Source organism: Pseudoalteromonas sp. AWH4_217 (assembly GCF_056161105.1).
The window spans coordinates 20,498-32,284 of record NZ_JBSWYM010000032.1 but is presented as its reverse complement, the minus strand read 5'-3'; the positions used below and the strand labels follow the sequence as shown (position 1 = coordinate 32,284).

5 protein-coding genes and 3 tRNA genes are annotated in these 11,787 nt (G+C 49.9%); all 8 read left to right on the top strand.

Annotated features, from left to right (window positions below; translation table 11 throughout):
• The 8 genes from ACXAH1_RS23435 to recD all read left to right on the top strand — a co-directional run bounded on the left by ACXAH1_RS23435 (position 1) and on the right by recD (position 11,766).
• A tRNA-Lys gene (locus ACXAH1_RS23435) sits at positions 1-76 on the top strand.
• 157 nt (positions 77-233) lie between these two features.
• Positions 234-309: transfer RNA gene (locus ACXAH1_RS23430), tRNA-Lys, on the top strand.
• Between the two features lie 130 nt (positions 310-439).
• Complete coding sequence (gene nadA, locus ACXAH1_RS23425; protein ID WP_054013999.1) at positions 440-1,483, top strand: quinolinate synthase NadA; 1,044 nt, start codon at positions 440-442, stop codon at positions 1,481-1,483.
• A 109-nt stretch (positions 1,484-1,592) separates the two neighbouring features.
• Positions 1,593-1,683: transfer RNA gene (locus ACXAH1_RS23420), tRNA-Ser, on the top strand.
• A gap of 158 nt (positions 1,684-1,841) precedes the next feature.
• Entirely contained in the window at positions 1,842-2,870 is a 1,029-nt protein-coding gene (locus ACXAH1_RS23415) for a GGDEF domain-containing protein (RefSeq protein WP_475200033.1), read from the top strand.
• 157 nt (positions 2,871-3,027) lie between these two features.
• Positions 3,028-6,327, top strand: coding sequence for an exodeoxyribonuclease V subunit gamma (recC, locus tag ACXAH1_RS23410; RefSeq protein WP_475200031.1), 3,300 nt, complete (start codon positions 3,028-3,030; stop codon positions 6,325-6,327).
• Positions 6,314-9,850, top strand: a complete 3,537-nt coding sequence (gene recB, locus ACXAH1_RS23405) for an exodeoxyribonuclease V subunit beta (RefSeq protein WP_475200030.1) — start codon at positions 6,314-6,316, stop codon at positions 9,848-9,850. The genes recC and recB overlap by 14 nt, the downstream gene beginning before the upstream one ends.
• On the top strand, positions 9,850-11,766 hold the full coding sequence (gene recD / locus ACXAH1_RS23400) for an exodeoxyribonuclease V subunit alpha (protein ID WP_475200028.1): 1,917 nt from the start codon (positions 9,850-9,852) through the stop codon (positions 11,764-11,766). The genes recB and recD overlap by 1 nt, the downstream gene beginning before the upstream one ends.
• Positions 11,767-11,787 lie beyond the last annotated feature (21 nt).

The window sequence follows — 11,787 nt, the reverse complement described above, 5'->3', positions numbered from 1 at the left end:
GGGTCATTAGCTCAGTTGGTAGAGCAGTGGACTTTTAATCCATTGGTCGATGGTTCGAGTCCATCATGACCCACCATTCAAATTTGGTGTAATACTTAAGTAACTTTCGAGCGGGTCATTAGCTCAGTTGGGCGAGAAAAACGAAGCACCGCTTCGCAGTTTTCGAACGCGAGTCAGGACGACGACGCCGGAACCAACCGTCAGGACGACTTAATGGCACTTTAACACCGAGCGGGTCATTAGCTCAGTTGGTAGAGCAGTGGACTTTTAATCCATTGGTCGATGGTTCGAGTCCATCATGACCCACCATTCATGCATACTCTTTTCTCTTTCATAATCTCTTAAATATTCCTTCAAAACTCCGACTTAAACTAGGATTATCGCCCCGTTTTTCGTATAATTCGCGGATATCCCGTAATGTGGACTAGTGGTCGAGAGAATGAGTCTAGCAGAACAAATTATGCCGGAGGATTATATTTTTCCTCCAAAACCTGCGCCTTTAACTAAGCAGGAACAAGCCGAATATAAAACCAGAATTAAAGCGTTGCTAAAAGAAAAGAACGCTGTCTTGGTTGCCCATTATTACACAGATCCGGAGATCCAAGCCCTGGCTGAGGAAACCGGCGGTTGTGTTGCAGATTCACTGGAAATGGCGCGCTTTGGTGCCAAGCAACAAGATGCCGATATGATCATCGTTGCCGGTGTACGCTTTATGGGTGAAACCGCCAAGATCTTAACACCAGAAAAAACCGTTGTTATGCCGACTCTGGCAGCAACCTGTTCACTGGATGTGGGTTGTCCTATCGACGCGTTTTCTGCGTTTTGTGATCAACATCCGGATAGAAAAGTCGTTGTATATGCTAATACCTCAACCGCAGTGAAAGCACGCGCTGACTGGATTGTGACTTCGTCTTGCGCACTTGAAATTGTTGAGCACCTGGACTCAGAAGGTGAGAAGATCATCTGGGGACCAGACAAACACTTGGGTTCTTACATTCAAAAGAAAACCGGTGCGGATATGATCATGTGGAACGGTGCCTGTATCGTCCACGATGAGTTTAAAACCAAAGCGCTGAAAGACATGAAAGCTCTGCACCCCGACGCGGCAGTATTGGTGCACCCTGAGTCACCAGCCGAGATCGTTGACCTGGCAGACGCTGTGGGCTCAACAAGCCAGCTGATTAAAGCGGCGCAGGAAATGCCTAATCAGAAGTTCATCGTTGCGACTGATCGCGGCATTTTTTACAAAATGCAGCAATTGTGTCCTGAAAAAGAATTTTTTGAAGCGCCGACGGCGGGTGAAGGGGCAACTTGTAAGAGTTGTGCTCACTGTCCGTGGATGGCAATGAACGGCCTTAAAGCCATTGAAGAAGCTTTGATTGACCCTAGCGGAAAAGAAGTCTTCGTTGACATGGAGTTACGTGAAGGTGCACTACGCTCGCTTAACCGTATGTTGGATTTTTCTGCAAGCTTACAAAAATAGGCTAAGTTGCTTAGTTACTAAGCATCTAGCTGTGTTTTTACAAAAAATACTTGCTAAATTGCGACGCTTTTCATAGTATTAGCGCCGCACCCAAGCGGTGCTAAAGCGCGGAGAGATGGCTGAGTGGCTTAAGGCGCACGACTGGAACTCGTGTATACGTTTATAGCGTATCGAGGGTTCGACTCCCTCTCTCTCCGCCATTCCTTATTTTTGAAAAGGCGTCCAGTTGGACGCCTTTTTGCTTTGTACCACGTCTTAATTAGGCTTCATGATCACTGGTTGTTGCTAAACTTGGTAGTACACACTTTGGTGAAAAGTCGTTACTATATCTGGCATAAATCGAGTCTGTGAGTTTCGAATGCAAGAAGAGCTACTCAATTCAGTAATTAAAATAACTAAAACAAGAGACATTGATTCACTTGAATACAGCCTGCTATCTACAATTCAGGAGCTGGTAGGGTGTAAACACTTATGTGTCTATAAAAACTTTAATACCCAAGAAGATCTTGCTGTTGAGCGCAGTATTGGCCTGACCATGCACGGCGAGCGAGAGTTTGAATGGCTTGACAGGCAAGTCATTGAGCAGCCTCAGTCTGAATTGATTTCTTGTTTGCAGTCTTCCTGCATTATTACTGTACAAAGTGCAAATGGCATAGAAAAGCGCTGGTTACCTATCAATATCCATGAAACACCGGTTGGCGCGATTGAAGTGCACTCTGGTGGCCTCGACAGTAATGAACAGGTACTGCTCAACGCCTTTGTCCGTATCTACGAAAACTATCTCACCATATTGCATGAAAATGAGCGGGATAAGCTCACCGGCTTATTAAATCGTCAAACATTTGAGAAAAAGCTTAAGCAGCTGCTCGAAAAGCAAGTCATTAAACAAAATCGCCATATTCGCGATGATCAGGATCCGCGTACTTTCCATCAGGGGGCCACATCCTGGCTTGCGATGATAGACATAGATCATTTCAAGCAGGTTAACGATAACTACGGTCATGTTTGCGGGGATGAAGTTTTGCTGCTGGTTGCACAGAAAATGCAGCAGTTTTTTCGCTCTACCGACTTGTTATTCCGCTTTGGTGGTGAAGAGTTTGTACTGGTGTTTGAGCCGACAGACCAAGCGTCTATAGAGGCAAAACTGGAAAAGTTCTTAGCACTTATTCGAAGCACGCACTTTCCGTTTGTCAAAAAGCTCACAGTGAGCGCGGGACTTGCTCGGATCAGCCCCTATGACTTTCCAATCAATGTGTTAGAAAATGCAGACAGGGCGCTATATTATGCCAAGGAAAACGGTCGTGATCAGGTCGCATTTTTTGAAACCCTGCTCAATACCAATAAGCTTGAGCGCCACGACGAAGGCTCAGGGATCGACTTGTTCTGAGCCGACAGGATAAGCGGCGGTAATGGCACCCGGTTACCGCTTCCTCTTTTGCTATTCCTCTGGTTAGCGATGTGTTCAGCCACGTTGCTATTACCCTGTGAAATCTCTTACACTGTCCTAAGATCCGAAATCTGCTTAAAAAGCCCGAGACATCATTATGTTGCACATAATCCAATCAAATCGAATGGAAGCCCTTCAAGCACAGTTTACAACGTTGTTGAAACAGGCACCGCTTGATGACCCCTTTGCTAACGAAATTGTCTTGGTACAGTCACCGGGCATGTCTCAGTGGCTTAAAAATGGCTTGAGCCGGGATATCGGCTATGCGGCACAGGTTGAGTTTCCACTGCCACTCAGTTTTATCTGGCAGCTGTATCAACAGTTTTTGCCGGATGTGCCCAAAGAGTCACCTTTTAATAAGAACAACATGAGCTGGAAGCTGTTTACCTTGCTACCCCAGAAGCTCAGCAACCCGCTTTACGAGCCGCTGAGAGTATATCTGGAAGAGGGCAGTGATCTGCCACAGAGTGACCTTAAGCGCTTTGCTTTATGTGAGAAAATTGCCGATGTCTACGACCAATATCTGATGTACCGGCCAAACTGGCTGGAGCAATGGGAGCTGGGCACAGATACGCTGGAAGATGTCGATGTGGGTATTGCGCCCTGGCAGCCGGATTTGTGGCGGGCACTGGTCGAACATACTCATAATTTAGGACAAAGCCCTTACAACCGGGCCAATATGCATCAGCAATTACTGGCAAAGCTGGCGGATGCTGACATCACCAGCTTGCCCCAGCGGATCAGCATATTTGGTTTGTCAGCGATGGCGACTAACCAGCTAGAGATATTCAATGCCCTTGCCCAGAAAATCGATGTATTGCTGTTTTTCTTTAATCCCAGTGAACACTACTGGGGCGACCTGGTTGATGAGAAAACCCAGGCCAAGATCCTGGCTAACTATCAAGTAAGGCCGGCATTGGACGCTCAGTTGCAAAAACAGGCTGGCGAAGGCAGTTACTACAATACCGGTAACCCCTTGTTATCCTCCTGGGGGAAGCTAGGTCGCGATTATCTAGAGCAGCTGCTGCAAACCGATGCGCGCTGGCTGGATGGTTTTATCGACCAGTTTGATGACAGCCTGTTGGCCCAATTGCAGCAGGAAATCTATCAACTGGCGTTTAAAGGTGCGTCTCTGGCCGATGACCCAAACTGGTATGTCAGCCCTGAAGGGCAGCTGACCATCAATGAAGATGACAGCTCTGTAGTTCTATGCGACTGCCACACCCCATTGCGCGAAGTTGAGTTGTTGCACGATCATCTGCTGACGCTCTTTCATGAAGACCCGGCACTGACGCCAAAAGACATCATAGTGATGATGCCGGATGTGGGCAGCTACAGCCCTTATATTGAAGCGGTGTTTGGCAGTGCATCAGGAGCAAGAAAAATCCCTTTTGCGCTGGCCGATATGAGCATAGAGCAAGAAAAGCCGGTGCTAAATTCTTTCGTTACACTGGCGGGGCTGCCTTTTAGCCGGTTTAGCGTGTCCGATATACTCGATCTGCTGGGCGTTGAGCCCATCGGTAAGCGTTTTGCAGTGGAGCAGAGTGAGTTTGTACAGATCCAGACCTGGCTTCAGCAGGTGGCGGTTAAATGGGGCTTAGATGGCCAGCATAAGCGCGATTACGGGTTGCCGGAGATCTCACTCAATACCTGGCGGCACGGGCTTCAACGTCTGCTGCTTGGCATTGCCAGTGCGGATGAGCTGACGGCATACAATGAGATATATCCGGCCGATGCGGTAGAAGGGATGGCTGTGAACACTTTGAGCAAGCTAATTGCCTTCATCGAAGCGCTGGAGCAGGCGCGAGAGCAGCTCTTAGCTGCAACGCCATTGGACGAGAAGTGTAACGTGCTCAGACACATGCTGGCAGACTTTTACGATCAGGACACCGAACAGAGCTGGGATCTGATGCAGTTGCATAAAGTCATCGATGAGCTGGAAAAACACCATATAAATGGCGACTTTGCCGGTCCGGTTGATGCCAGGATCGTATTACATCAGGTTCGCCAGGGGATCAAAGACAAAGGGGTTGGTCAGCGCTTTTTGGCCGGGGCAGTAAACTTTTGTACTTTGATGCCAATGCGGGCCGTGCCGTTTAAAGTCGTCTGCCTGCTTGGTATGAATGACGCCGATTATCCGCGCCAGGTACAACCGATTGGTTTTGACCTGGTACCGTATTCGCGGCGCCGTAAAGGAGACCGCTCACGTAAGCTGGACGACCGTTATCTGTTTCTGGAGGCGCTGCTCAGTGCGCGTCAGCAACTTTATATCAGTTATCTGGGTCGCTCTTGTTATAACAATGAGCCGCAGGTGCCGTCCATTTTGGTGAGCGAGTTATGTGAATACCTGGACCGGGCTTTTTGCTACCAGGATGACACCCTCAAGCCCAGTGAGCAGCTTTACCGCCAGGCACCTTTGCAACCATTTAGCAGCGAGCATTATCAAAGCGGCCCATTACACAGCTTTAACCCCAACTGGTGTCCATCTCAAAGTGAGCCACCGTCTGAATTAGCACAGCAATCCACTGAGCAAGCGATTGCACTTGATCTGCCAGACGAGCTGGAGTTACCGGACTTTTTGCGTGCCTGTCTGGCACCGCAACGCTGGTTTTATCAGTATACGCTGGGCGTCAGGTTAGTGACGTTAGAGGAAGATACGCCCGACAGTGAGCCATTTGCACTGGACCCTCTGACGCGTTATCAGTATCTGGACGAAATCTTACACAGTGAACTGAGCGACACACCGCTGCCCGAGGCGCAGCTGCTGCAACGCGCCCAGTTACCACAGGCCAATGTGGGAGTGGTTGAACTGCAAAAGTTAAAGGGACGCGTCGCGGCTATGTCAGGACGCCTGAAAGACGTGATGGGTGAGCCAATGGAGCCGGTGGAGGTGTGTGTGCAACTTGGCTCAACGCGTCTGCTTGGCTGGCTGGGAGACTTATACCAGGGCAAGCAAATATTTTATCGTACCGCCAGTATTAAAGGCAAAGACAGGATCCGAGGCTACCTGATGCACCTGATAGCCAATTGCGTGACACCCAACACAGAAACACACATCTATGGCCTGGATGAACAAGTCGTTTTTCCGTCAGTTAGTAGTGATGACGCACAGGTTCAGTTAGCTAAGTGGCAGGATTTTTATGCCCAGCTTATCACCCGCGCAATGCCCTTCTTTGCGGCCACCAGTTATGAGTTTTGTAAAACCCAGGATATGAGCAAAGCACTGAACAAATTCCAGGGAGGCCAGTACATCGGCTTTGGTGACTCTGAAGACCCGTATGTGGCACTGAGTTTCCCGTCATTGCAGGCCTGCGAAGCGGAGTTTACACAGTGGAGCAATGAATTACTGACCCCGCTTATCGACCTTGCACAGGAGTCCCGCTATGAAACGGCTTGATCCCCAAACCATGCCTTTGTCGGGTCACAACCTGATTGAGGCCAGTGCCGGAACGGGTAAAACCTATACCATCACGGGGCTGTATTTACGCTACCTGCTGGGGCTTGTTGATGCACAGAGTCAGACTACCCCGTTGAGTGTTGAGCAGATCCTGGTCGTTACCTTTACAGACGCCGCGACTCAGGAGATCAAAGACAGGGTCCGAAAACGGATAGTACAGGCTCGGGATGCTTTACTCGGCGGCGGCTGTGACGATGCGCTGATCAGTGCGCTACTGGCGCAAGTGGCGGATCAGGAAGCGGCTTATCACCTGCTTGATGCCGCAGCGAAATCCATGGATGAGGCCGCCATTTTTACCATTCATGGTTTTTGTCAGCGCATGCTTAAACAACATGCGTTTGAATCTAACCTGAGCTTTAATCTGGAGTTTATCCTCGATGACAGCGAGCTGTTTAACGCCGCTGTAGAGGACCACTGGCGACGCTTCGTCTATCCTCTGGATGCGGATAAAACTGAGCTGGTGTTGTCACATTTCTCTCATCCACAGGCACTGGCAAAGCGTCTTTATCCTTTGCTTAAACGCGGTGATGCCCGTCTGGCGCCCGAGCTGGACCTGGCAGTCGTGCTGGAGCAAAGAGCTGAGTATCAGCGCCGGGCGGCAGCATTTAAACAGCAGCTGCTAAACTCTGATTTTTTCCAGTTATTGCGTGACAGTGGAATTTCAAAGAGCAAAGCGCCGGGACGCCCGGCCAATATCCAGGCGCTGATCGACTATTGCATGGGCAACGACTGGTACTTTGAATTTGGTAGCAGCAAGCATTCGTTTGCCTTATGGGGAGAGGCTCAGCTGAGCGACCCGAAGAACTATACCAAAACGGGTAAGCCGATTGTCCACCCGGCGCTGGGCTGGTTTGATGAGATGGCGCTGTTGCACCAAAATGTCTCCAAAGGATTACCCATTGCCTTGTTGCAGCATGCACTGAAAGAAGTGCGCGCGCTGATGAGTCAGGCAAAGCTTGAACACAGCCTGATCTCGCCAGACGATCTGCTACAAAACTTGCATCAGGCATTACATGGTGCGCAGGGTGAGACACTGGCTGAAAAAATTGCGCAGCTTTATCCGGTTGCGATGATAGACGAATTCCAGGACACAGATCCCATTCAGTTTGGCATCTTTTCTCGCATCTATGGCACTGAGGGCGCCCAAGGCCTGACCATGATAGGCGACCCCAAGCAGGCCATATACGGTTTTCGTGGTGCGGATATCTTCACTTACATTGGTGCGAAACATCAGGTGGATGAAAATCGCCAGTTTACTTTGGATAAGAATTATCGCTCGGCCCGACGGGTGGTCAGTGCAGTGAATGCCATTTTTACCGCGCAAGCCGACAGTTTTATTTTTAACCGCGACATTCCGTTTATTGAGGTCGATGCTGCGGGCAAAGATGCCGACAATTCCTTTACTCTGGATGGCACTGAGCCTGCGGCTTTGCAATTCAATGTGCTTGAAGATGACGACGCGCCGGTTACCAGCAAAGCCAGCGCCTATCCTCGGCTTGCCGAAGGTTTTGCAGCGCAAATTGCACAGTTGCTTACCCAGGCGCAGGAGGGGCGCGCTCGTATTGGCAAGCGCCCGGTGCTGGCTGCGGATATTTGTGTGCTGGTTCGAGATCGCGTTGAAGCCAGTGTGATAAAACAGGCGTTACAAAGGGCTGGCGTAAGCAGTGTTTATCTGGCCCGGGATAGCGTGTTTTCACAACCTGTCGCGCTGGCTGTCTGGCAGTTACTGCATGTTGTACATGGCAGTTATGACGAAGCGGCATTACGTGGTGTGCTGGCCGGTCCCTTGTTCGCTCTTAACGAGCAACAGATCTTTGCATTGCGTACTCAGGAAGGGCAGTGGCAGCGTTACCTGATGCAGTTTGCCCAGCTTAAACAGCTGTGGTATCAGCAAGGCGCAATGGCCACACTGGAGTCTTTACTGGTCGACAATCAACTGGTTACGCTATGGCAAAAGGCAGGCTATGAAGTTGAGCGCTGGCTGACTGATTACCGACACCTGGCCGAGTTGCTACAGCATAAACAGATAGAGCTGGAAGGCACACACAGGGTGATGCGCTGGTTGCAGGCTCAGTGTGCCAACCCCAGCTATGAAGGCACCCAGCTGCGCCTCGAAAGCGATGCCGATCTGGTCAAAATCGTCACTATGCACGCCTCCAAAGGGCTGGAATATCCGCTGGTCTACATGCCTTTTGCCACTGCATATAGAGAGGCCAGTGAAGTGATTTATCATGAAAATGGTGAGCTGGTGCTCAATCTGGATGCGGACGATAACGCACAGCATAATGCCGAGCGTGAGCGCCTTGCGGAGGATATTCGCCTGTTGTATGTGGCATTGACCCGGGCTGTTCATTTTTGTAGCCTGGGCCTGTATAACCTGCCACTGGGGCGCAGTAAAAAACCTGGGATCCAGCAATGTGCTCTGGGGCATGTGTTGTTCGACAAGGATAAAATCACAGACGCAGCCCATTGGCATGACCAGCTTCGTGACCTGTGTTCACGCTATGAGGGGATGGCGTATGAGGTGCTGCGCATAGCGCCTTGTGTGTATCAGGCGCAGCATACCCAGGAAACAAAGTTGTTGCATAGTCGGCCTGTCGAAGTTGCGATTGAACAAAACTGGCGAATGACCAGTTTTAGCCAGCTGAGTTACCATGAGACCAGCGCAGATCGCCCGGTGGGTGCACTGGATGAGAACCATAAAATTGACCTGCCCGAGCCGAGCGTGATCAAACGTTTTACCCCTTACACTTTTGTTAAAGGTGCGCGCGCCGGCAGTTGTTTACATGAGATCTTTGAGCAAATTGACTTCACGGCGCCCCATGCGCCTACCCGGCCAGACAAACTGATCTTAGCCGAAGCAACCCAGGCTTGTCTGGAGAAATATCACCTTGATACGGTGTGGCAGGAAACCGTGGAGCAGTGGATCCTGGGATGTCTGAGTACGCCTCTCAGCCCGCTTCCGGAGCTGACGCTGAGCCAGCTGAGCGTCTCGGATTGTCTGGTAGAAATGGAGTTTCAGTTACCACTTAAGCGGTTGTCCTATACCAGACTCAACAAGTTGGTTGCGCAAATTACCGGCGCGCCCAGCCACTTGCGCTTCGATGAAGTACAGGGCATGCTCAAAGGGTTTATTGACTTGATTTTTGTCTGGCAGGGGCAATATTTCATTCTCGATTATAAATCAAATTATCTGGGGGATACCGCGGCCGATTATCAGGCTGATAATCTAGCACTGGCAATGAATTCTCATCAGTACCACCTTCAGTATTTAATTTACTCCGTTGCCTTACACCGGCTGTTGAAGCACCGCCTTGCGGACTACAGCCCACAGCGTCATCTGGGTGGCGTCTATTATCTGTTCCTGCGGGCGCTACCCGATGGTGCCGGATGTTTCTTTACACAACTTGATGAAGACACTTTGTTGCAACTGGATGCCTTATTCGAGGCGGGAGAAGAATAATGTCACAGAGTATGTTTGAATTCCCGGCCGACAATCTGGACCATCAGGCTTATATCGCTCTGTTAATTCATGCCCGGCGCGTGCGTGCTGCGGATGTTGCATTGGCAAAGCTGCTATGTCAGGAGCGATTCGACACGGTATTTTATCTTATTTTATTACTGCAACGGGCTGAGCAAAGTCAGCATACGTGCTTATTACTTGCAGAAATAGACTGGCAGAATCCTTTTGCGCTAAGTGCCGACGATGTAAGCGCGTTTTCCGGTGCGTCTGGGTTGGGGAATACACTACCGTATACTCCGTTTGATGACCCTGAGGCTGCACTGATGATGCTGAGTGAACACCCAGCCGTAGGAGAGGGGAAACCGCTGAGGTTGTTCGCAGGCCGGCTGTATTTGGGGCGACTGGCCGAGTATGAAGCATATCTTAGTACTCGTTTTCAATCGATGGCACAGCAATCCATCAGTCTGAATGAGTCGCAGTTAAGCGATTTACTGGACCATTATTTTCCTGACAATCAAGCTCAGGGAGTTGACTGGCAAAAGGTCGCTTGTGCTATGGCTGCATCCAGCGGTTTTTGCGTGATTACAGGTGGCCCGGGGACTGGAAAAACCACCACAGTGACCAAGCTACTGGCGATTTTACAGTCGCTGTATGCCGATGTGCCGCTGGGTATCAAACTGGTGGCGCCTACGGGCAAAGCTGCTGCAAGGCTCAGCGAATCAATAATCGGTGCAAAAGGGCGACTGGCACTGGGCCCTGAGCTGGCTGCGCTGATCCCCGAGCAGGCCCAAACCATCCATCGTTTGCTTGGCGTTATCCCTAATACGAATCGATTTATTCATCACGAGCAGAATTTGCTACACCTCGATTTGCTGATAGTAGATGAAGCTTCTATGGTTGACCTGGCTTTGATGAGCAAGTTGGTGAAAGCATTGCCGCCTCATGCCAGATTGATTTTGCTGGGAGATAAGGACCAACTTGCTTCGGTTGATACAGGTAGCATATTGAGCGACTTGTGCGGTCATCTGATATTGGGAGCTCAACCTCCATACACGGCCAACCGGGCGGCGTTTTTAAATCGGGTGTGCTTCGCAGGCAGTACGGTATTAAAAGGCAAAGCGAGCCGTTATGCGCTGGCCAATGCCACGGCATTTTTACAGCAAAGCCACCGCTTTAAAAGTGGCAGTGGGATTGGCCAGCTGGCCAGTGCCGTCAATCATAATCAGCCAGAGCATTTGCAGCAGGTCATAAGTCACGGGTATAGCGACCTGAGCTTTTATGGTCTCGGTGTTGAGCAATACAATGCCTTGCTTGAGCGCGCAGCGGATCAATACAGTGTCTATCTAAAGGCTATTGAGGATAAGCGCGGTGCAGCAGACATCCATACACTGTTTGGCCAGTATCAGCTTCTGGCCGCGGTCAGAGAAGGTCCTTACGGTGTTTCTGAGCTCAACAAGCGGATTGAGCAAAGACTCGCGCAGCGCAGATTAATTGTACCGTACAGCCGATTTTATGCGGGTATGCCAATTATGATTACGCAAAATGATTATCAGCTTAAGCTCTTTAATGGTGATATTGGGATCTTATTGCCTGATGAGGATGGCCAGCTTTACGCAACCTTTATCGATGAACAAAGCGCTGTAAGGCACTTTTATCCGGCAAGGCTCCCCAGTTTTGAACTGGTGTATGCTATGACCATCCATAAGTCGCAGGGGTCTGAGTTTGACTATACTGCATTGATCCTGCCGCCAATTCAACGAGCAGGAAAAGGGGTGAATCGTCAGCTGGTTTACACGGGTATCACCCGTGCTAAACGGCATCTGGAATTAAATTGTCAGCCTCAGGTGTTGCAATTATCTATGCAGACACAAGCAGGGCGGCACTCTGGAATGAGTGAAAGGTTACGTTTGGGTTAAATTTGTGTTTTTATCTTGTTT

Excerpts from the sequence above, each read along its gene's own strand:
- recB (WP_475200030.1), top strand. The coding sequence starts at position 6,314 with ATGAAACGGCTTGATCCCCAAACCATGCCTTTGTCGGGTCACAACCTG.
- ACXAH1_RS23415 (WP_475200033.1), top strand. The coding sequence starts at position 1,842 with ATGCAAGAAGAGCTACTCAATTCAGTAATTAAAATAACTAAAACAAGA.
- recD (WP_475200028.1), top strand. The coding sequence starts at position 9,850 with ATGTCACAGAGTATGTTTGAATTCCCGGCCGACAATCTGGACCATCAG.
- nadA (WP_054013999.1), top strand. The coding sequence starts at position 440 with ATGAGTCTAGCAGAACAAATTATGCCGGAGGATTATATTTTTCCTCCA.
- recC (WP_475200031.1), top strand. The coding sequence starts at position 3,028 with ATGTTGCACATAATCCAATCAAATCGAATGGAAGCCCTTCAAGCACAG.